Annotated in this window: 21 protein-coding genes and 1 pseudogene; 12 read left to right on the top strand and 10 right to left on the bottom strand. The window is 61.1% G+C overall.

Annotation, left to right across the window (positions count from 1 at the left end; all coding sequences use genetic code 11):
* Positions 1-206: pseudogene (locus MOV76_RS19935) on the top strand (hypothetical protein); the annotation flags it as partial.
* Here MOV76_RS19935 and MOV76_RS19930 read toward each other — a convergent pair.
* The 3 genes from MOV76_RS19930 to MOV76_RS19920 form a co-directional block, all read right to left on the bottom strand.
* Entirely contained in the window at positions 203-1345 is a 1143-nt protein-coding gene (locus MOV76_RS19930) for a DUF2336 domain-containing protein (RefSeq protein ID WP_026230507.1), read from the bottom strand. The pseudogene MOV76_RS19935 and the gene MOV76_RS19930 overlap by 4 nt on opposite strands.
* 108 nt (positions 1346-1453) lie before the next feature.
* Complete coding sequence (locus MOV76_RS19925) at positions 1454-2065, bottom strand: flavin reductase family protein (RefSeq protein WP_130758773.1); 612 nt, start codon at positions 2063-2065, stop codon at positions 1454-1456.
* Positions 2065-2649, bottom strand: a complete 585-nt coding sequence (locus MOV76_RS19920; RefSeq protein WP_130758774.1) for a nitroreductase — start codon at positions 2647-2649, stop codon at positions 2065-2067. The genes MOV76_RS19925 and MOV76_RS19920 overlap by 1 nt, the downstream gene beginning before the upstream one ends.
* 114 nt (positions 2650-2763) lie before the next feature.
* On the opposite strand from MOV76_RS19920, the gene MOV76_RS19915 reads away from it, so the two are divergent.
* On the top strand, positions 2764-3861 hold the full coding sequence (locus MOV76_RS19915; protein WP_168338981.1) for a hypothetical protein: 1098 nt from the start codon (positions 2764-2766) through the stop codon (positions 3859-3861).
* Between the two features lie 225 nt (positions 3862-4086).
* On the opposite strand, the gene thrS is transcribed toward MOV76_RS19915, so the two are convergent.
* The 5 genes from thrS to MOV76_RS19890 all read right to left on the bottom strand — a co-directional run bounded on the left by thrS (position 4087) and on the right by MOV76_RS19890 (position 10432).
* Positions 4087-6072 (bottom strand): threonine--tRNA ligase, encoded by a 1986-nt coding sequence (thrS, locus tag MOV76_RS19910; protein WP_247265133.1) that lies wholly within the window; start codon positions 6070-6072, stop codon positions 4087-4089.
* A gap of 150 nt (positions 6073-6222) precedes the next feature.
* Positions 6223-8823 carry a tetratricopeptide repeat protein gene (locus MOV76_RS19905; RefSeq protein WP_247265132.1) on the bottom strand — a complete coding sequence of 867 codons (2601 nt, stop codon included), beginning with the start codon at positions 8821-8823 and terminating at the stop codon, positions 6223-6225.
* 219 nt (positions 8824-9042) lie between these two features.
* A complete protein-coding gene (locus MOV76_RS19900; protein ID WP_028733743.1) occupies positions 9043-9570 on the bottom strand; it encodes a DUF1697 domain-containing protein in 528 nt (175 codons plus the stop codon).
* Complete coding sequence (gene yidD, locus MOV76_RS19895; RefSeq protein WP_247265131.1) at positions 9567-9980, bottom strand: membrane protein insertion efficiency factor YidD; 414 nt, start codon at positions 9978-9980, stop codon at positions 9567-9569. Before yidD ends, MOV76_RS19900 begins: the two co-directional genes overlap by 4 nt.
* Before the next feature lie 5 nt (positions 9981-9985).
* A complete protein-coding gene (locus MOV76_RS19890) occupies positions 9986-10432 on the bottom strand; it encodes an iron-sulfur cluster assembly scaffold protein (protein ID WP_018445265.1) in 447 nt (148 codons plus the stop codon).
* Between the two features lie 307 nt (positions 10433-10739).
* On the opposite strand from MOV76_RS19890, the gene folE reads away from it, so the two are divergent.
* The 3 genes from folE (at position 10740) to MOV76_RS19875 (ending at position 12911) form a co-directional block, all read left to right on the top strand.
* The gene (gene folE / locus MOV76_RS19885) at positions 10740-11354 is read left to right on the top strand and encodes a GTP cyclohydrolase I FolE (RefSeq protein WP_017960561.1); all 615 of its coding nucleotides are present in this window, start codon (positions 10740-10742) and stop codon (positions 11352-11354) included.
* Positions 11355-11379: 25 nt separating this feature from the next.
* On the top strand, positions 11380-11832 hold the full coding sequence (gene hisI / locus MOV76_RS19880; protein ID WP_247265130.1) for a phosphoribosyl-AMP cyclohydrolase: 453 nt from the start codon (positions 11380-11382) through the stop codon (positions 11830-11832).
* A gap of 116 nt (positions 11833-11948) precedes the next feature.
* Complete coding sequence (locus MOV76_RS19875; protein ID WP_018242118.1) at positions 11949-12911, top strand: patatin-like phospholipase family protein; 963 nt, start codon at positions 11949-11951, stop codon at positions 12909-12911.
* Between the two features lie 70 nt (positions 12912-12981).
* Here the strand turns inward: MOV76_RS19875 and MOV76_RS19870 are convergent, their stop codons facing one another.
* The gene (locus tag MOV76_RS19870; protein ID WP_112903200.1) at positions 12982-13416 is read right to left on the bottom strand and encodes a CBS domain-containing protein; all 435 of its coding nucleotides are present in this window, start codon (positions 13414-13416) and stop codon (positions 12982-12984) included.
* Between the two features lie 91 nt (positions 13417-13507).
* The gene (locus tag MOV76_RS19865) at positions 13508-14299 is read right to left on the bottom strand and encodes a rhomboid family intramembrane serine protease (RefSeq protein ID WP_168338978.1); all 792 of its coding nucleotides are present in this window, start codon (positions 14297-14299) and stop codon (positions 13508-13510) included.
* 260 nt (positions 14300-14559) lie between these two features.
* Here MOV76_RS19865 and MOV76_RS19860 point away from each other — a divergent pair, with 260 nt between their 5' ends.
* From MOV76_RS19860 to MOV76_RS19830, 7 genes are all read left to right on the top strand, one after another.
* Positions 14560-15204 (top strand): PAS domain-containing protein, encoded by a 645-nt coding sequence (locus MOV76_RS19860; RefSeq protein WP_113543534.1) that lies wholly within the window; start codon positions 14560-14562, stop codon positions 15202-15204.
* A gap of 124 nt (positions 15205-15328) precedes the next feature.
* A complete protein-coding gene (locus MOV76_RS19855; protein ID WP_018072182.1) occupies positions 15329-15940 on the top strand; it encodes a PilZ domain-containing protein in 612 nt (203 codons plus the stop codon).
* Positions 15941-16311: 371 nt separating this feature from the next.
* Positions 16312-17277, top strand: coding sequence for a prolyl aminopeptidase (pip, locus tag MOV76_RS19850; protein ID WP_247265129.1), 966 nt, complete (start codon positions 16312-16314; stop codon positions 17275-17277).
* A gap of 383 nt (positions 17278-17660) precedes the next feature.
* Positions 17661-18266: a transglutaminase-like cysteine peptidase gene (locus tag MOV76_RS19845; protein WP_018242123.1), complete on the top strand. Its 606-nt coding sequence runs from the start codon at positions 17661-17663 to the stop codon at positions 18264-18266.
* Positions 18267-18470: 204 nt separating this feature from the next.
* On the top strand, positions 18471-19256 hold the full coding sequence (locus tag MOV76_RS19840; protein ID WP_247265128.1) for a hypothetical protein: 786 nt from the start codon (positions 18471-18473) through the stop codon (positions 19254-19256).
* A 134-nt stretch (positions 19257-19390) separates the two neighbouring features.
* Complete coding sequence (locus MOV76_RS19835) at positions 19391-20989, top strand: serine hydrolase (RefSeq protein ID WP_247265127.1); 1599 nt, start codon at positions 19391-19393, stop codon at positions 20987-20989.
* Positions 20990-21102: 113 nt separating this feature from the next.
* Entirely contained in the window at positions 21103-21378 is a 276-nt protein-coding gene (locus tag MOV76_RS19830; protein WP_018445257.1) for a hypothetical protein, read from the top strand.
* Positions 21379-21452 lie beyond the last annotated feature (74 nt).

The raw sequence follows: 21452 nt of genomic DNA, 5'->3' as shown, positions 1-21452 counted from the left end.
CGGCGCCCGTGCCTGCCGCTGCGCCCGAGGTCGCTGTCGCAGCGCCCGAGGAACCGGCAGGAAGGATCGCCGGTTTTGCTGAAGGCATCGCCGGGCAGGTCCGCGCCCATCTGCCCTCAGGCAAAAGCGTCAGGGACACACTCACCAAACCGGTGCACTTCGTATCCGCCAGCTATTCCTGGGTGGTGACGCGGCTCGCTGATTAGGCGGCCGCAAGCGCCGCGTAGACGCGGGCCGATTGTCGCTGCTCGTTAACATGCAGCTTTTCCACCAGGTCGAGCAGTTCGCCGATCGCGCCATGCGCGTCATGATGGCGGAATTTTTCGAGAAGACGGCCGCAGACATTGCCGAGCACGCTGCCCGGCGCTTTTCTGGCGGCGTCGCGCCACAGCATCGTCGCCTCGACAAAGATCACGCTGATATTCCTCGGCAGGCCGGCGGACTCGTAGAGCGCACGCACGGCATGCATACGCCCGGTTGCCAGGATCGAACGCACCCGGCGCTCGCTGCACGCGGTCAGATCGACGATCGCGCCGGCGAAGAAGTCCACCTTGCCGGCGCAGAGCGCATGCATCAGGAAGGATGGCGTCAGCCGGCCGTTGAGGCGCAGATGCTGGACGAGGTCGGGGATTTCGCGCGGGGCAATATCGCCGGCGATCGAGACGATGGCAGCCTCGGTCGCCTCGCGGCTGATGCGCTGGAGCCGCTGCAGGCCGATCGCCGCCTGCACCAACGGCAGCCCGATCAGCGCATTGCTGACATGCTGGGTGAGCAACTGGCGGGCATCGGCCGGAAGGTCGCTTCGGTCGAGAAGCAGGTTGCGGATATCGCAGCAGTCCCCGAGCCGTTCGGCGATGCGCTTCAACGACAGGCTGGAGATCACCGCGCCGTCATTCTCGAGCAGGCAGAGGAGTTCTTCCTCGTCGCCGACCTCCGCAAGCGCGGCGGAGACCGGGCGCGTCACATGCGCCCTCGCCGCGATCAGCATGCGGGTCGCGCCATTGCCGCGCGCGGCAAGGTCGACCAGATCAGCGTCGCTCAAAAGTGGCGAACAGGTCACCGCATGGCAGGCAACCTCGGGCTGGTCTTCGGCAAGCGAAAGGATCAGGCTGCGCGGCGCATCGGGCGACCAGGCGATCGCCTCGGCAAGCGCAAGCCGCACACGTGGCGACGGATCGTCGAGAAGAAAGGTCATCGCCATTTCGGCCGCCGCCCGCTCGTCCGCAGACATTTCGGACTGCAGATAGGCGCGCCCGAGTGCGTTTGCGGCCCGGGCCCGGTCACCGGTCTTGGCCGTTTCGATCCAACGAAGGAAAGCTTCTACGATCACGCGACGCCCCAGCACTTGAACGCGATTCCCTCGCGCTCCATTCAATGCTGCGACCGTAGTGGCAAAAGGTTTAAGATTGGTTCACCATGCTTCTTAAGGCTTTGGACACCTTGCCGGTTCGGCTCAGCCTTGCTGCGGCTTCGGCCGGACCATCTCGAAAACTTCGCTGCCTTCGCTGTAATCCATGTAGCCCATGCGGGCCAAAGGTCGGGCGATCGACATGTCGAGGCGGCCATCCCTGACGATCGCTTCATCGATACGGATGCCGACCACTTCGCCGAAGACCAGGACGTTTTCGGACGGTTCCCCCGACAGCGTCTTCGGCTCGATGATCTCCGTGACCTTGCATTCGAGCACCGCGAAAGCCTCGCCGACATAGGGCGCGTCGATCAGTTCGGCCGGCTTCGGCGTCAGGCCGGCGAAATCGAATTCGCTGTCGCCGTAGGGCAGCGCCGCCGAGGAGAGATTCATCTTCTCGGCGAGATCGCGGCTGACGAAATTGCAGGTGAAGACGCCGGTCTCGGCCGCGTTGCGCTGGCTGTGCTTGCGTCCGGCCGAAGAAAACATCACCAGCTTCGGGCGGTCGGCAACGGCATTGAAGAAGGAATAGGGCGCCAGATTGATCGAACCATCCCTGCCCTTGCTGCCGATCCAGCCGATCGGTCGCGGCGACACGATCGCCTTGAACGGGTCATGCGCGAGCCCGTGCCGGTTGCTGTCGGTGGTGTAGAACATCAGTCGTCTCCGCCGACCCAGGTTACCGTATCGGCAAGTTCCGGCCGCGGCCGCTCGATTGCCGGAAATGTGGTCGAGCCGATATGGATGAACCCTGCCACCTTTTCATCCGGACCGACGCCGAGCAGCGGATAGGCGCGCTCGTCATAGGCGAACCACTCCGTCAGCCAGTTGGCGACATAACCATTGGCATTGGCGGCGAGGATGACGTTGAAGCAAAGCGCGCCTGCCGACATCAACTGCTCCCATTCCGGGATCTTGATATGCGGTCCTGCCTTGCTGACGACAGCGACGACCACGGGCGCGCGGGTGAAACGGCTGCGCTCGACCTGGATCATCTCTTCGGAAAGTTCGGGCTTTGTCTGAAGTGCCAGCGTCAGAAGCCCCTCGCCGAGACGCACGCGCTGCTCTCCGCGATAGACGATGAAGCGCCAGGGGGCGATCTTGCCGTGATCGGGAACACGCGAGGCTAGACGCAGAATCTCCTCGATCTCGGCCTTCTCGGGGCCTGGTTCGCACATCTGGAAAGCGGGGATGGAGCGGCGCACGGCGAGGTAGTCGATCAGCTTGATATCGGATTTCATGCGGGAGAGGCTCTCATTATTTATGCTGCTGCAAAGGGTGGGTCTTGAATTTGCCATCGCGTTGGTCTTGAAGTGGCCTTTGCGATTTCAGAAGTCAATCGGTTCACGAAACAGATGTTTGGCATTTTGCCTTTTGCACGCATCGGCCTTGCCATTGCCCTGATCATACTGACGCCCTTCGGCGCCGGCGCTCAGGATGCCTTCAAGGGATTCAAACAGCTTGAATCGACGCCGAAGATGCCGAAGCTCGATGCCTTCATCGCGCCCGGTGCGGCGCCCGAAGGGGTCAAACTGCGCGACGTCCCGATGGAGGCCAAGCTGACGGCGGACGGCACGCCGGTTGAGGAAGGCCTCTCCTGGTACGTCTTCAGCCCGATCGCCGGATCCGACGGCAAGTTGCCGCTGATCGCCAGCGCCAAGGGCGGGCCCGCCGCCTTCCAGCTCGCTCCGGGCGATTATTTCGTCAACGTCTCCTTCGGCCGAGCCGGCGTCACCAAGAAACTGACCGTGCCCGCTGAAGGCGAGGTCGACAAGCAGGTGATGGTGCTCGATGCCGGCGGCCTGCTCCTCAATGCCGTCTCCGGCACCGATGCCCGCATCCGCCCCGACCAGTTGAGCTTCTCGATCTATTCCTCGGAAGTGCGCGACGATGGCGAGCGCGGCCTCGTCATGGCCGATGTCTCGCCGAATACCGTTGTCCGCCTCAATGCCGGCACCTACCACATCGTTTCCGAATATGGCAGCGTCAACGCCGTGATCCGCGCCGACATCCAGGTCGAGGCCGGCAAGCTGACCGAAGCGACGATCCAGCATCGCGCCGCGCAGATCACCTTCAAGCTGGTCTCCGACGCCGGTGGCGAGGCGATCGCCGATACCGCATGGTCGATCCTGACGGCGGCCGGCGACAGCGTCGGCGAAAGCGTCAGCGCCTTCCCCACCATGGTTCTCGCCGAAGGCGGATATTCCGCCGTCGCCCGCAACAAGGACAAGATCTATCAGCGCGATTTCACCGTCGTCGCCGGCAGGAACACCGATGTTGAGGTCCTGATGAAGGACCAGCAGCCGCAGCCTCCGGCGGATGCTGCCCGCACGGTGCAGCAGGTGCCTGTGGGCACACCGACACCGCCGGGTGTCCAGCCGGCTCCGGTGCAGCCGCTGCCCTCTTACGAACAGCTCGTGCCGCAGGGCGGTGACGACACCAGCCTCGATTGATTTTACCGCGCGCGGTTTCGGCTCAGCCGAGACGTTTGGAAGGCGCGCTTCGGCGGCGCCATCGTGAGGACGGCCTCGTTATCGCGACTTAGAAGCCCCCGGCCGTACAATCAGCAGGTTTCATCATTGGTATGGGGAGATTCGTTGAAGCGCCGCTCGGCCTCGGGCGACGCGCAGACCGGATTTCCGACAGCGCCGAGCCTGGCGCTGTCGGATCCCTGCTATTCAGGCCGCCTTGGCTTTTTTTGCTTCGGCCTTGCGACGAATGTCGGGCGGTGTCGCTTCGAGGGCAAGGCTCTCGACGGCGGCGTCGAGCCCCATCGAAACCTGCTCCTGGCTGCCCAGGCGGCGGATATTGACCGTGCGCTCCTCGGCCTCCTTCCTGCCGCAGACGATGATGACAGGAACCTTGGTGACCGAATGTTCGCGGACCTTGTAGTTGATCTTCTCGTTGCGGAAGTCGGTTTCGACGTTGAGACCGGCCTCGCGCAGCGCCTCGGCCACTTCAAGCCCGTAGGCGTCGGCTTCCGAGGTGATCGTTGCGACCACCACCTGAAGCGGCGATACCCAAAGCGGCATATGGCCGGCGAAGTTCTCGATCAGGATGCCGAGAAAGCGCTCCATCGAGCCGCAGATGGCGCGGTGGATCATCACCGGCTGCGTCTTTTCGGAGTTGCTGTCGATATAGAAGGCGCCGAAGCGTTCCGGCAGGTTGAAGTCGACCTGCGTCGTGCCGCACTGCCATTCGCGGCCGATCGCATCCTTCAGCGTATATTCGAACTTCGGCCCGTAGAAGGCGCCCTCGCCCGGCAGAATGCCGGTCTTGATGTCATTCGACTGCTGCTGGATCGTCTCCAGCACGCCCATCATCACGTTTTCCGCGCGGTCCCAGAGTTCGTCCGAACCGACGCGCTTGTCCGGCCGGGTCGAAAGTTTGATGGTGACTTCGTCGAAGCCGAAATCCTTATAGACCGAAAGGATCAGGTCGTTGATCTTCAGGCATTCGGCGGCCATCTGCTCGTCGGTGCAGAAGATATGCGCATCGTCCTGCGTGAAACCGCGCACGCGCATCAGCCCGTGCAGCGCGCCCGACGGTTCGTAGCGATGGACATTGCCGAATTCGGCAAGCCGGATCGGCAGCTCGCGGTAGGATTTCAGCCCGTGCTTGAAGATCTGGATATGGCCGGGGCAGTTCATCGGCTTCAGCGCAAAGACGCGGTCGTCGTCGGTGTCGTCGCCGGCAACCGTCACCTTGAACATGTTATCGCGGTACCAGCCCCAGTGACCGGAGGTTTCCCACAGCGATTTGTCGAGCACCTGCGGCGCATTGACTTCCTGATAGTCGCCGGCAAGCCGGCGGCGCATATAAGCGACCAGCGTCTGGAATACGCGCCAGCCCTTGCCGTGCCAGAAGACGACGCCAGGACCCTCTTCCTGGAAATGGAAGAGATCCATCTCGCGGCCGAGGCGGCGGTGATCGCGCTTTTCAGCTTCGGCAAGCATATGCAGGTAGTTGTCGAGTTCCGACTGCTCGGCGAAGGCCGTGCCGTAGATGCGGCTCAGCATCGGATTGTTGCTGTCGCCGCGCCAATAGGCACCGGCCACCTTCAAGAGCTTGAAGGCTGAGCCGATCTGGCCGGTCGAGGCCATGTGCGGGCCGCGGCAAAGGTCGAACCAGTCGCCCTGATAATAGATCTTGAGATCCTGCCCTTCCGGGATCGCGTCGACGAGTTCGACCTTGTACTGCTCGCCCTTGTCGGCGAAGACCTGTTTCGCCTTCTCGCGCGACCAGACCTGCTTGGTGAAGGCGGCGTTGCGGGCGATGATTTCCTTCATCTTCTTTTCGATCTTCGGCAGATCGTCGAGTGTGAAGGGCTCGTTCTTGGCGAAGTCGTAATAGAAGCCGTTTTCGATGACCGGACCGATCGTCACCTGGGTGCCGGGCCAGAGCTCCTGCACCGCTTCGGCCATGACATGCGCTGCGTCGTGGCGGATGAGTTCGAGCGCGCGGTCGTCATTGCGGGTGATGATTTCGATCCGGCCGGTCGCCACGGGATCGGAAAGGTCGCGCACGGTGCCGTCGATTGCAACGGCGACTGCCTTCTTGGCGAGCGACTTGGAAATGGATTCGGCGACATCCCGGCCGGTTGCGCCAGAATCGTAGCTGCGCACGGAACCATCGGGAAATGTCAGGGAAATAGCTTGGGACATCGAAATTCTCCTTGTCCAGTCCCGCCAACGAATGCGGGTGGTTGCAACGACAGCGCCTCCGTCCTTGGATGCGCCGCCGCCTGATAGCCAGATTTGCTGCCCGAGTAAAGAAAAAGCGGGGCGATCCGGCACCGAAACGAGGTCGTGCGTCTATCCGCCGTAGGTCATTGCGTAATCCCTGAGCGCCGATTTCAAGGGCTGGTCAATCTCATCGTCCAGTGGCCCATCGTAAAGGCCGCGTCGCGAGAGGCTTCTTTTCAGTGCCGTGCGGGTGAAAGATGAAAACGCCTTCAACTCATCGGCAATCTGCCGGTCTCCCTGCCGCATTGCCAGAAGGATGTTTTCGGCTGCGTTTTCCGAACTGAAGGTCGCATCATAGGCATAGGCCAGCCGATAGGCGGCTCTGTTGTAGCCAGTGTCCATCGCCCGCAGATACCACTTGATGGCCTCTTGCCGGTTGACAGCAATTCCGAGGCCATCGTCGTAGAAACGCCCGAGCGAGAACATGCCGCCGGCCGAATTCAGCTCGGCGGATTTTTTGTAATATTGGAATGCGATAGCCTGATCTTGATCCTTGCCGTTCTCGTAGTACCACCCAAGATTAAGAGCGCCGGCCGCAGATCCCGCATCGGCCGCCTTCTGATACCAGTTGCGGGCGATGGTCTGGTCCTCTTTGGTGCCGATGCCATTCTGGTAGTAGTAGCCGACGGCGTTCATCGCTTCAGGATATTGCTTGAAGGCCGCCATCATGAACCAGCTGAGCGCCTTGGAGCGATCAATAGGCACGCCCTGCCCGTATTCGTAGATATCGCCCAGGGAGTATTGCGCTTTCGCATTGCCATGGGCCCCGGCCTTCGTCAGCCATTCCAGAGCTTTGCCGAAATCCTTCAGGTTTCCATCCGCTCCTCGATAGAGCGTCCCGAGCCTGTACATCGCGTCAGCAGAGTTCTTGTTCGCCGCCGCCTCGTACCACTCGATCGCTTTCGCATAGTCGCGGGCGACCCCATCGCCATCCTCATACTTGATGCCGAGCAGGATCATCGCCGTGACGTTACCGGCGGCCGCGCCTTTTTCCAGATAGTCGATCGACTTGCCGTCGTCCCGCGGCAGGTTGGCATCATTGGCGTACATTTCGCCAAGCTCGGCGAAGGCATCGATAAATCCGTTCTCTGCAGCGGCCTTAAACCAGTGTACGGCTTCTCTCGAATCCTGAGCCGTACCCTCGCCTCTTTCATACAAAAGCCCAACACAATACTGGGCCTTGGCCGAACCATTTTCGGCCGCCTTGAGATACCAGACAAAGGACTTTTGGGCGTCGGCAGTCGTACCCGAACCGTCATAGGAGCGGTCAGCGACTTCGAGAAATGCGTTGGTATCCCCTGCCTCCGCCGCCTTCTGGAACCATTCGAAAGCTTTGACCACATCCTTGGGAAGGCCGCCGCCTTTTTCATAACCATAGGCAAGCACCCGCATGGCGTCTGTCTCGCCGGCGGCCGCAGACTTCTCCAGCCATTTCACGCCGTTTTCGACGTCACGAGGACCACCCGTTCCCATATAGAGCGATTGACCGAAACGTCGGGCGCCGCTGGAATCTCCGAGTTCGGCAGATTTTCCATACCAGATGCGGGCTTCGCTCTCGTCTACCGGCACACCTTTACCTTGCTCATACATGGCGCCCACATCTGCCATGGCACGGGCATTCCCACGAGAGGCAGCTTCCTTCATCCAGTACATGGCCTGGTCATAGCGCGGATCGGGCATCTTCAATAAAAGCAAAGCCTTGCTGCGATAGGCAGCGAGTATGTCTTGCGCAATTGCCTGATCCAGCAGGCTCTCGGCCTTTGCGAAGTCACGCTTCGTCTCTCTGCCCGCCACGTAGACGTCTGCCAGCGTCCTCATCGCATTGCCGTCGCCAAGTGCCACGGCTTTCTCAAGGAGATCGAGCGCGGTCTTTCTCTGCGTCTTGTCCCCATCTCTCAGATAATATCGAGCAAGCGTCCTCATTCCATCGGCGGAACCTTTCCGCACCAGGTCGTCCAGCATGGCAACGGCGCGGCTGGCATTCTTCTCCGTTCCGATGCCTTTCGTGTAAAGGAATGTGATGTCCGTTGTCGCTCTCTCATGGCCCTGTTGTGCTGCGGCTGAAAGCAGTCCAAAACCCCGCTCGGCGTCAACGGGAACACCAATCCCGTCCACATACATCCAGGCAAGCGACCTCTTGGCGGGAATGTAGCCCAGCCGATCTGCAAGTTCGAAATAGGAGCGCGCCATGACAAAGTCCTGCGCAACGCCCCACCCCAACATGTACATCTCTCCAAGATAGTCGGCGGAGCGCGGATCGTTTGCTTCTCTTGCCTTTCTCAGCCAGGCCAGCGCGGCTTTGAAATCACGCTCACGCCCGAGACCGTAAGCAGATGCCTTCGCCAGGTAATCCATGGAGGGTGCGTGCCCATGGGCCGCCAACTCCTCGAATCCGGCAAGGGCCGGTTCGAATTGCTGAAGGTTGAACTTGCTGGCGAGCCAGAAATAACGGGCGTCGATGGAGCTTGGTTCTGCCTGCAAATAGGCTTCGCAAGCGGCAAGCGCATCCCGCCAGTAAGCGAGATTGTCGATTTCTACGCCATCACGCGCCAGATGGCGGCACGTGGCTTCCGATGCTGGGTCAACTGCGGTTGCAGCAGCTGCCGGGGAGTTGGCAATAGAGACGGCGAGAAAAAGCGAGGCAGTCGCGAGATAGTGAAAGAGCTTCATCAGTGACGGAATTTCAAAAATTAGAACAGGAAATACACTGATATCTGTCACTTATTCAACTGCAAGTACATTTTTTCTCAAGTGATGAAAACCTTTGAAGACGTGTTTTCCTTGCATCTAATCCAGCATGTCCATCAGAGTTCGCACCGTGTTCCAGTGCGCAGCATACCGACCGTCAGTAGCGGCATCATTTCCTGTCTGAGTAAAGACGAAGCCGGCCTACATGATCATTTCGGTGAGGCCGCGCACTGTGTTCCAGTTGCGCATCGTACCGACGCCAAGCTGCTTGGTCGTCAGCGCCGAAAGCAGCTTGGATTGGCTCGGCTTGCCGGCGAAATCGATCCAGAGATCGCCGCCGACGACGGCGATGCGCTGTCCCTCCGTCATTAGCGGCTTCAGCGCCTCCACCTTCTTCGGGTCGACCGGCAGGCGCATCACCCGGACGATCACCTGGTCGCCGTTGCCGTCCTTGAAGGGATTGGTGCTGCAAAGCGCCATCCAGGTGCAGTCGCTGCGCACGATGATATCGACATGTTTGCCGAACTTTTCTTCAAAGCCCTCTTCCAGGGTTACTTCGAGTTCGTGCGGCCGCATATCGTCGGCCTCGAAGACGAGATTGCCTGTGGAAACCAATGTGCGCGGCTCGCGATAGCCGAGCTCCTCGGCAAGGGCGCGCAAATCCTGCATGATGACGCGGCGATCGGGCGTCAGGACAATGCTGTGCAGAAGGGCGATGAAGGTGCTCATGGCACGCGCCCTCTCTTGCGTCCGAGGGTGAAATAGCGCCAAGGGGTCCACCAGCGGAAGCCGTCGCCGAGTATTTCCGGCACCTGGTCGAGGCCGCTGGTGCCGCCCGGGCCGCAGCGGCCGACGCGAAACAGCGTCATCCAGCCGCCGGCCCAGAGGCCGTGGCGGGCGATCGACTCGTAGCCATATTCGGAGCAGGTCGGGATATGGCGGCAGGAATTGCCGACAAAGCCGGACAGCGTCAGCTGGTAGAGGCGGATGAGACCCGTGCCGAGCAGGCGGTCGGGAGTTTTGCGGAAAGGACCGGTGTAATTGCGGGAAGTGCGTGCGGCCTTTTCACGCGGCTTGTCCGATCCGGCGGCGCCACCGTCGTCCTCATCGTCAGCCTGCTGGGCGCAGAACTCGCACATGTTAGTTAAGCCTCGACAACTTCCGCCCGTTTCGCCTCGATCTGCCCGATCGCGTCAACGACCGCATCGAAGGTCAGCATCGTCGAAGCATGGCGCGCCTTGTAGTCCCGCACCGGCTGGAGATAACGCATGTCCTCGAAGCGTCCATGGGGCCCCGCTCCATCCGCCTTCAACATGGCGAGCATGTCCTGGCGTGCCTGGCGCAATTCCCCCGATGTGGCGCCGACCACATGGCGGGCCATGATCGAGGACGAGGCCTGGCCGAGCGCGCAGGCCTTCACCTCATGGGCAAAACCGGTCACCGTATCGCCGTCCATCTTCAGCCAGATCCGCACCTTCGAGCCGCAGAGCTTGGAATAGGCCTGGGCGGTCGCATCCGCATCATCAAGCGTGCCGGTCAACGGAATATTGCCGGCGAATTCGAGGATTTTGCTGTTGTAGATATCGTCCATGCTGGATTTCCGCTCCAAAATCACTGCGGATCGGCCTTTATGGGGGCGTTATTGTCATCAAAACAAAAAACACACCGTGTCGTCTGAGGATACTTACATACGATGGCCGTCTTCCTATATGTATGTCGTTCGAAGGCCATTAAAATGCAATGGCCTCGTGTAAGTTTGATTGGGAAACCGTGCCGGACGGGCTGAACTTGCCCTGAAAGCCCCGGAGCCTGCCAAAGGTGCATGAATTCCCGCATGGGATTGACCAGTGGCGATTCCGACAGATGGGTCCGCGGTGCGGACCAGGAGACCATTGTTCATGGACGCCATCGTAAAGAATTTTCCGCAGACGAACCGCGACTCGGATCGCCCATCCCAGCAGGAGGCGGAGGAAGCCGTTCGCGTTCTGCTGCGCTGGGCCGGTGATGACCCGACGCGTGAAGGCCTGCTCGAAACGCCGGCCCGCGTCGTCAAATCGTACCGCGAACTCTTTTCCGGTTACGACATGGCGGCGGAAGACGTGCTCGGCCGCACATTCGAGGAGGTCGCCGGTTACGACGACATGGTCCTCGTCAAGGACATTCCGTTCTACTCGCATTGCGAACACCACATGGTGCCGATCATCGGCAAGGCCCACGTCGCCTACATGCCGGACGGGCGTGTGCTCGGCCTGTCGAAGATTGCCCGTGTCGTTGAGATCTATGGCCGCCGCCTGCAGACACAGGAAACGATGACCGCGCAGATCGCCCGGGCAATCGACGATACGCTTAATCCGCGCGGTGTCGCCGTGTTGATCGAGGCCGAACACATGTGCATGGCGATGCGCGGCGTTCAGAAGCAGGGCTCGACCACGTTGACGACGACGTTTACGGGAACGTTCAAGACCGAGCCGGCCGATCAGGCCCGTTTCATGACTATGGTGCGGAGCCGCTGATACCGGCTCCCTCAGGAGGGCCGCGATGAGTCAACTGATCTTCAATCAACCATCCGAGAACAAGTCGGCGTTGGAAGACGCCGGCGATTTCACGCCCCGTTTCGACGACCGCGGCCTGATCACCGCGATCGTCACCGACGCTGGCGATGGCGAGTTGCTGATGGTGGCGCATATGAATGCCCAGGCATTGGCGCTGACCATTCAGACCGGCACGGCGCATTATTTCAGCCGTTCGCGCGGCAAGCTCTGGAAGAAGGGCGAGACCTCCGGCAATCTCCAGACCGTGAAGGAAATCCGCACCGACTGCGATCAGGACGCCATCTGGCTTAAGGTCGAGGTCGCCGGCCACGACGCCACCTGTCACACCGGCCGCCGCTCCTGTTTCTACCGGACGATCACGCTTCAGGACGGAAAGCCGATGCTTGATATCGTTGACGACGAGCTTCAATTCGATCCGCAGGATGTCTACGGAAAATAGCCCGAATTTCCCGGTACTTGCTCCTTATTGCGCCAGAAACCGCTTCTATATACCATTTGGAAACTGATCGGGCACACTATCGGAAATCACGTGTTCTGCTGGGAGGGGAGAGCGCCATGTTGAGCTGGAGTCTGCATCGTCAAAGCTCTGAAGGCGAGGGTTCTGGTTCCGGCATGTCGACCACGCTCGATATGCTCCCGCCTCCGGCGCCTCAAAAGAAAATCAAGATTGCGCTCGCGCTCGGCGGCGGCGCTGCCCGCGGCTGGGCCCATATCGGTGTGCTGCGCGCACTCGACGAGGCTAAGGTCGAGATCGGCATGATTGCCGGCACCTCTATCGGCGCGCTGGTCGGCGGCTGCTATCTCGCCGGCAAACTCGATGAACTCGAAAGCTTCGCGCGCTCGCTGACGATGCGCCGTATCGCAAGTCTCCTCGACCTCACCATCGGCGGCAGCGGCCTGTTCGGCGGCATGCGGCTGACCAAGCGCATGCAGGAACATCTCGAAGGCCTGAACGTCGAGGATCTCGACCGGCCATTCGTCGCGGTCGCGGCCGAGGTCAATACCGGCCACGAGGTCTGGATTGCCAATGGTTCGCTGATTACGGCGCTGCGCGCCTCCTATGCCCTGCCCGGCATTTTCGAGCCGGTGCGCAGCAACCATCGCACGCTGGTCGACGGGGCGCTGGTCAATCCCGTCCCCGTCTCCGTCTGCCGCGCCTACGAACAGCCGCTCGTCGTTGCCGTCAATCTCAATTACGATCTCTACGGCCGCTCGGCCGTCGTCCGGCACAATGCCAGCCTCTCTCCGCAGGAAGTGCAGAAGCAGGAAGAGGCGCCCTATGCGCGCCTCGGTATGACCGGCGTCATGGTGCAGGCCTTCAACATTATCCAGGATAGGATCGCCCGCGCCCGCCTTGCCGGCGACCCGCCGGATATTTCGCTGCAGCCGCGTCTCAGCTATATCGGCCTTTCCGAATTCCACCGGGCTGGCGAAGCGATCGAACGCGGCTACGAGGAAGCCAGGGCCCGGCTCCCCGAGATCAAGCGCATGCAGGAAGTCTACGCCAGCCACCCCTGATGCAGGGCCGTCTAAAAGCCTGCAGCGGTTTTGCGATAACGACATCGGTCAAGCACGGCCGGCTAAAACCTCAGCCGGCGATATAGGCCTTGATTTCCTCGGCCTCACGCTCGACTTCGGCGATGCGCGATTTCACCACGTCGCCGATCGAAATGATGCCTGCAAGCTTGCCATTGCTTTCCACCGGCACGTGACGGAAACGGCGGCTGGTCATCAGCTCCATAAGCTCGTTGACGGTCGTATCCTCATGGCAGCGGTAGACCTTCGCGGTCATGACCTGGGCCAGCGACTGGTCGAGGCCTTCCTTGCCGTGTTTGGCGATCGCATGCACGAGATCGCGCTCGGTGAACATTCCCGAAATCCTGTTCTCCATGCCGACGACGACGATGGCGCCGATCTTTTTCTTGCTGAGGATGGCGGCCGCCTCGGCGACGGTGGTGCTCGGCCCGGCAGTGATGACGTCCCTGCCTTTCAGGTCGAGGATTGCTTTGACTGAACTGGTCATTCGAACCTCCTATGTCCGTGAAACACTTGTCACAGGCATCCGCGGCGGTTTCTCCCCCCATCGCAGATAGGTTGATGGTGCACTGCCCGGCTCAGGATTGCAACATATCCTTCTCGGTTCCGTCAGGTTCCATCACCGGCGGGCGCGGCGCCCGGTCGAACAGTGAAAACAGCAAGAATCCGAAGACGAATCCGCCGATATGCGCATCCCAGGCAATCGCCTGGTCGCTGTCGCCGACGAGCGGGATGCCGACGGCGATCAGCGCGTTGCCGACCAGCCAGAGCAGCATGAAGATGATGACGGTGCGGCTCTTCAGCGCCTCGACGATGGAAAGCCGGGGATTGAGATGCGCCGGCGCCATCGGCCGCCGTTCGGCCGGAAAGGCGAATCGGCAGGCGGCGCCCATCAGCCCGGAGATGACTCCCGACGCACCGATCAGCAGTGACACATCCCCCCAGTTCAGCACCGCGTGCAGGGCGGCGGAGGCGACGGCGGAAAAAACCCAGAAGAGCACGAAACGCAGCGTCCCGATGCGGCGCACGACCGGCGCGCCGAAGGCCATCAGCCAGAAGGCGTTAAAGAGGATATGCTGGACGCTGCCGTGCAGCAGCGAATAGGTGACGGGCGTCCAGAACAGCTCCAGCCCTTGCTGCGACAGCGGGGTCACGTAGCTGTGGGGATTAAAGCCGAAGGTGTTGAACAGCCAGTTCAGCGCATCGTCGGACAGCAGGAGTTCCTGCACCGCATAGATGAAACCAAGCAGGCAAAGACTGAAGAACAGTGCCGGCGGAAGGTTGAAGACCGGTTCGCGCGGTGGCCGTGCCGGCGGCTGGACCTCGGGAGGTTCGGGCGCCCTATGCGGCTCGGCCGTCTGCTCATTCATCTGTGTTTCGCCTCGTTGAGGCCACAGCCATACAGGAGCGACTGTCAAAAAAAAAGCCGTCCGAAGTGCCGGACGGCGTACCGGGAGCTCCAGGAAAGACCTCGGCCCGTAGGTTGTGCTGAACTTCGAAAGTCGAAGCGATGCGGAACAGTGTCACGACGGGCACCGCATCTCAACCGAAACCCTTTCTTAACCTTAACCGCCGCGATCTGGCATGAAATCCGCATAGTAGAGCCTGTACGGGCAATGACTGCCCGAAAATGATCCGGAATGGGACAGGTTGGTGTGAAATGCGTGTGCAAACGACCATCGAAATTTTTGACTACTGGAACCGTATCCGCGGCGCTGCCGATGCGCCGCTGAAATCACAGGTCGAACCCTCCGCCGTCCCCCACCTGCTCCAGAGTTTGTTTATTCTTGAGAGGCGCGAGGGCGGAGATATCGGTTTCCGGCTCGCCGGCACCCGCATCTGTGATCTCTTTGGGCGTGACCTGCGCGGCGAACGTTTTTCGTCTCTCTGGGCAAATAGTCAGCTCGCGGACATCGAACGCACGGCGATGGGTGTCATGGACCATGCGATGCCGGCCCTGTTCAACGCCACCGGCTACAGCACCGTCGGTCATCAGGCCTCCTTCGAGATTATCATGATGCCGCTGCGTTCGCCGGACGGCGCCTGCGACCGGCTGCTCGGTGCGATCGCGCCGGCCGCGGCCGCGAGCTGGCTGGAGATCGTACCGCTCGAATTCCTGGCGCTCGACCGCAGCCGCCTGCTGCCCGGAAAATTCGACAAGCCAGCACCGGCCGAACTGCGCCCCATCAACAGGATCGTCGCTGGCAAAAGCATCCATTTCGGGCAGGTCATGCGCCGCATGGTGTCGCAGCTGCTGAGCGTGGAGGTTCGCTGACGGTCCCATTTTAGGACATCTGATATACTCGTTTTCCGCTATGTCGGGACTGGGCGAAACAACCTTCTGTTAATGGATTGTGGGTAAAGATCGGTCTCTGCGATCTTGATGAAGAAGCCCTTTGATGCACTCGTTCCAGCCAGCTCAGACGCAACGACCTGCGCCGCGCCCTGAACAGGGCGTTTTCCAGCGCGTGCCCATCAATATGCAGGGCCGGCTGATGCTTGCGAACTACGAGGAATTCGAATGCATGGTGATCGACATGTCGCCTGGCGACATGTACGTCACCTGCCCCGGCCGGCCGCGCGCCAACGAACGCGTCGTCGCCTATATCGACCATCTCGGCCGCGTCGAAGGTTATGTCCAGACGATCGATGGCCGTGGCTTCACCATGTCGATCAACGCCACCGACCGGAAACGCGAGAAACTCGCGGCCCAGCTCACCTGGCTTGCCAACAAGCATGAACTCGGCCTGCCCGAGGATCGCCGCCACGACCGTCTGACGCCGCGCGACACGAAGACCGAGCTGACGCTCGAGGACGGCACGCGTTATTCCTGCCGCATCATGGACCTTTCGCTGTCGGGCGCTGCCGTCGACGTCGAGATGCGCCCTTCGATCGGAACGGCCGTGCGGCTCGGCAACATGCGTGGTCGCGTCGTGCGCCATTTCGTCGAAGGCGTGGCGATCGAATTCCTGTCGATCCAGTCCCGCGAGACGCTGCGGGAATTCCTTTAAGAGCTGCTGAAAATGGGCGATGCCGCGGATTCCGTGGCGGGTGCCAATTCTCGACAGACTTCCATCGAACGCTATTGCCAGGTCCGGTGCGCACCCGGTCAGGTCGTGTTGAAAAGCCTCCACTTCACGGCAAGAGACTTGCAAGCGGCAACAAATCTGGCTTTGGAACGCACGCGTGAATTCCTGTCGCAAGTCGTTCCACCCAGTCGGTAGATTATATTATGTGTGGAACAAGCTGCGACACCGATCGGCACCCAACGAGGTCGCCCAAAATTGTGCGGTGATTTTGCGTCCCGGAGCGCTCCGCCCTCGCCGTCTTCCCTTTGTCAGCGAGATGATAGATAAGGTCCGCTTCGACCGCAGGCGCACCGATGTCAGCTCTCTATCCGGAAATCGAACCTTATGATCATGGCCTGCTCGATACCGGCGATGGCAACCTGATCTACTGGGAGGCCTGCGGCAATCCGGCGGGCCGCCCGGCGCTGGTGTTGCATGGCGGCCCTGGCTCCGGCTGTTCGCCCACGGCGCGCCGCTATTTCGATCCCGATGCCTACCGAATCATTCTGTTCGATCAGCGCAATTGCGGCCGCAGCCTGCCAAGTGCTGCCGATTCCGAAACTGATCTTTCCCTCAACACCACCTGGCATCTCGTTGCCGATATCGAACGGCTGCGGGCCTGTCTCGGCATCGGCACCTGGCTCCTTTTCGGCAATTCCTGGGGTTCTACGCTGGCGCTGGCCTATGCCGAAACCCATCCGGAGCGTGTCGCGGCGATCGTCCTGTCAGGCGTGACCACCACCCGCCGCTCGGAAATCGACTGGCTCTATCGCGGCATGGCGCCGCTCTTTCCTGAAGAATGGCACCGTTTCCGCCAGGCGGTTTCCCCAGGCAGCCAGGGACGAGATGAGGACATGGTTGCCGCCTATCATCGTCTCCTCAACGCTCCGGACCCGGAGACGCGCCTCAAGGCGGCGCGCGACTGGCATGATTGGGAGGCGGCCTCGATTCTGCTCGCCGATCCCCAAGGCCTGCCGCGCCGCTGGGCCGATCCGGCCTATTTGCTAACACGGGCCCGCATCATCACCCACTACTTCAGCAATGGCGCCTGGCTGGAGGACGCCCAGCTTTTGAAGAACGCCGCGCGGCTCACCGGCATCCCCGGTATCCTGCTGCAGGGACGGTTCGACATCGAGGCGCCGCTCGTCACCGCCTGGGAACTGGCCCGCGCCTGGCCGAAAAGCGAGCTCAGCATCCTTGCGCATGCGGCCCATTCCACCGCAAATCCCGATATAAGCGCGGCGATCGTCGGTGCCACCGATCGATTTCGCGATATCTAGAAAAAATAATTTCCTGCCGGAATCGAGGATCTGAGCGACATTCTGCTTTTGAACCGGCCGAATCGGCCCATTCCAGCGGCATAGCCGGCCGGCTGCGCGTTGCCGCAGATCGCCAGCCGGCAGCTGAGATTTACCCGGCTCAACGAAAATCCTTAACATGCGGGCGGCAACGCAACCTTTTCGCGGGCGAAAGCCTTGTTGCGTTGATTACAATTTTAATCGATTTCGCGACAAATCCGCGTCAAATTTTATGCGCATTCGAATCTGTTTTTAGCCAAGTTTTATCGGCATTTGAATCAACTAAGCCTTTAATTCTATTGCGTAATTTTGCGTGAGATAAAAACGTCTGTGCCATTGTCGTCTCAACTTACGGGGAGACGGCAATGACAACTGCGAATATCCTGAAAGGCGGCCTTCTGGCCGGTGCCATCATGATGGCAATGGCGGGTTCGGGACAGGCAATGCCCGCCAGCATGGTACTGGCAGGCAATGCCAGCCCGCCGATCGGACACTATGAATTCTGCAAGGCGAATCCGACGGAATGTGTCGAAGTCGGCGGCGATGCCGGACCGGCCATCCTCAACGAGGATCGCTGGAAGGAAATTCTCAAGGTCAACTACACCGTCAATTCGACGATCCAGCCGATGACGGATGAGCAGATCTACGGTGTCGAAGAGCGCTGGGCCTATCCGCGCACCGTCGGCGACTGCGAGGACTACGCCCTGCTGAAGCGCAAGATGCTGATCGACGACGGTTTCTCGCCGTCCGACACGCTGATCACCGTCGTGCTGCAGCCGAATGGCGAAGGCCATGCCGTGCTGACGGTCCGCACCGATCACGGCGACTTCATCCTCGACAACATGCGCAACAAGGTGCTGCTGTGGTCGGATACCGAATACACCTATCTGAAGCGCCAGTCCGCCGACGATCCGGCTCGCTGGTCGAAGCTTCAGGACGGCCGCGCCGTCGCGGTCGGTAGCGTCAAGTAAGAACAGCCTGCCGGCCAATGCCGGCTGCTGCCTGCGGCCCGGTCAGTCCCCGCATCCCGTCCCCGACCGGTGCCCAAGAGCCGTTCCCGCTGTCCCGGGAACGGCTCGCTCCCTTTTGAGCCTTACGCCATCAGCGCATTAGCGAATTATTAACCCTGCTGGTCCGATCATGACGATGAGATTCATCATCGGCACCGGCGGCTCATGTTCTTCCTGCGGCGGACCGAAACCCGAAGAACCGCCATGAGCCATGCCGCGCACAGCGCACCCGACGAGCAGCCGCTTCTTTCCATGGGGTTTCTCCTCCGCACGATGGCGGTGATCGCCGTTCTGGCGGTCCTGACTGTTGCCATCAGCATTGGCGGCCGTTGGTTCGGCCGGCATATCTCGCTTGCCGGCAACACCGACAGCACGGCTGAAATCAAGCTGGCCATCGGCCGCGACACCGTGAAATTCCCCGAGAATGCCATCCGCTTCCCGAGTCAAAGACACGAAGGCGCCGCCGAGCGCGTCGATCTCTACCTCGCCTGGCCTGAAATGCAGGGTTACGGCAAGGAAAACCACCTTCGATTCGACGATATCGCTCAATCCTCCGGGCTGATCTTCCTGCAGATCACCCAGAGCACCATGTCGCGCGACATGTCCGGGCGGCTGGAACCGATCTATTCGCATCTGCTTGAAGGCCCGGCCGAGTCCTTCCGGGACGGGCTGACGCTGCACCGTCTTCGCGCCGATGCGGGTTACGGCGATGAAGTGCTGCTGACGGCGCCCGTCAAGGGTGGGCAGGATTACGTCGTGCGCTGCATATTGCCTTCAGCCCCAGATAAGGCTGCGGGCGGAGATTGTCAGCGCGATATCAAGGTCGGCAGGGATCTCAGCGTTCTCTACCGTTTCTCAAGCAGCCATCTCGACGACTGGGAACATATTGATGCCGCTATCCGCACCTTTGTGGACGCGCGTCTTGTGAACCGTTCTGCGACAAGTCCCTAAAATGCTCTCCGGACAGCGAAATAAACGATTCACCATAAACGGATTGGTAACGCCCAACCGGTAATTTTAGAAGACGAGCTGTACGGCGGGAGGTGTGCGGTTCCTGCCAAAATCTGAAGTGCCAAATATCTGAAATGCAAGCGAAGAGTGGAATAGTGTCAAGGTCAGTCTCCTCCGTATCATCGTCCCGATCCGGCAGTTTTTTCGCAAAGCTGCTGGCGATCCTTTCGGTGGCCGTCACGATCGTCCTGGTCGATTCGGTGAATGCCGACGCGGAAGCGGCAAATCCGAAATATGCAGGCATCGTCGTCGACGCCAAGACCGGTAACGTTCTCTACAGTGAGAATGCCGACCGGCTGCAATACCCCGCCTCCCTGACCAAGATGATGACCCTATACATGACCTTCGAGGCGTTGGAGCAGGGTCGCATCCGCCTCGATACGCCGGTCCCCTTCTCCGCCCATGCAGCAGCCCAGGCTCCGACCAAGCTCGGCGTGCGCGCCGGCGGCACGATCACCGTCGAGCAGGGCATTCTCGGTCTCGTCACCCTGTCGGCCAATGATGCCGCAACTGCGCTCGGCGAAATGCTGGGCGGTGGCAGCGAGGATCGCTTCGCCCAGCTGATGACCGCCAAGGCGCATGCGCTCGGCATGACGCGCACCACCTATCGCAACGCCAACGGCCTGCCGAATACGGCGCAGATGACGACGGCGCGCGACCAGGCCCGCCTTGGCATCGCCCTTCGCCAGCATTTCCCGCAATATTACGGCTATTTCTCCACGCGTGCCTTCAAGTTCGGCAGCCGCACGATCCGCAGCCACAACCGCCTGGTCGGTTCGGTGCGCGGCGTCGACGGCATCAAGACCGGTTACACGCGCGCTGCCGGTTTCAATCTGGTGAGCTCGGTACAGGTTGACGGCAAGTCGATCGTCGGCGTCGTTCTCGGCGGGGCGTCGACGCCTGCCCGCGATGCCCAGATGCGCAATCTGATCGCCAGTTACCTGCCGAAGGCATCGAGCCGCGGCGGATCGTCGGCGCTGATCGCCCAGGCAGCCCCTGCCCCGGCGATGATCGAGACGCCCGCTCCGGTCCAGCCGCAGAAGGCCCAGCAGAAAGCTCAGCCGCAAATGGCCCAACAGCAGGTCGCAAAGACGATCACCGCAGCGCAGCCGCCGATTTCAGCAGCGGCTGCCGATCTCAGCCTGCCGCACAAAGGCCCGCTGCCGGATGCGCGCTATCAGGTTGCCGAGACCGAAGTCGCCTATGCCGAGAGCGCTCAGTCGAAATCCGACAATCCGCTGGTGGCGCCGATGCCGGCGCCGACCAAAGTCAAGACCATGACCCTCAAGCAGCAGGCATCGGTCGCTGTGCCGACGCCGGCACCCGCCTATATGCCGCCGGAACAGGGCGATACCTCGGTCGATGAGGTCACCACCGCCTCGACCACTCCCTCCCCGACTCGTGCTGCTTCAACCAGCAACGGTCCGGCCGGCTGGGTGGTGCAGGTCGGCGTCTCGCCGAGCCGGCAGATGGCCATGGATCTTCTGGAAAGCGCCAAGAGCAAGGGCGGGAAGGCGCTGGCCTCGGCAAAGCCCTTCGCGGTCGCCTATGCCGCTGGCGGTGACCAGCTTTATCGCGCCCGCTTCGGCGGCTTCGATGACCAGCGCGACGCCGTCAATGCCTGCAAGGCCTTGAAGAAGGCCGGTATCAAGTGCTGGGCGGCTGCCCAATGAGCTATTCGATGCTGCCTGCAAGATGGCCGGCGGCATCGGTGACGGCCGGAATCGGTGTTTGCGTTTCCGGCCACCTTTCTTGAACTCGATCAGTATTGCGTACGGGGAAAACAATGGCGATCAATGAGAATTTTCCAGGAGTGCCAGCCGACCGCCGCATGGCGGCTAAAGGGCGCTCATCCCTCCATCCGCTGCACGAGGCGGCCTTGCGCCTTGCCGAGATCGGCCTGCAGCGGCCGAAGGCGAGGTCTCCGAAGACCCGGGATCTCATCAATCTGCTGCTTTGCCATGGCGCCCGCGCCTGGCGTTACTCCCAGCCCGAAGCCCGCATCCATCTGCATGTGACCTCGCCGGACGGCAGCGCGCCGGTGCAGTTGCGCCTGCGCTGAACTGCAGAGCGCCGCGCGTCCGAAAGGACGCGCGGAAGACGTTCAATCCACGCATAAACCTTTCCGGAAATCGG

This window comes from Rhizobium sp. PRIMUS64 (assembly GCF_023006465.1).
Classification (GTDB): Bacteria; Pseudomonadota; Alphaproteobacteria; order Rhizobiales; family Rhizobiaceae; genus Rhizobium; species Rhizobium leguminosarum.
The sequence above is the reverse complement of the archived record's forward strand: the minus strand, read 5'-3'. Positions and strand labels throughout refer to the sequence as shown.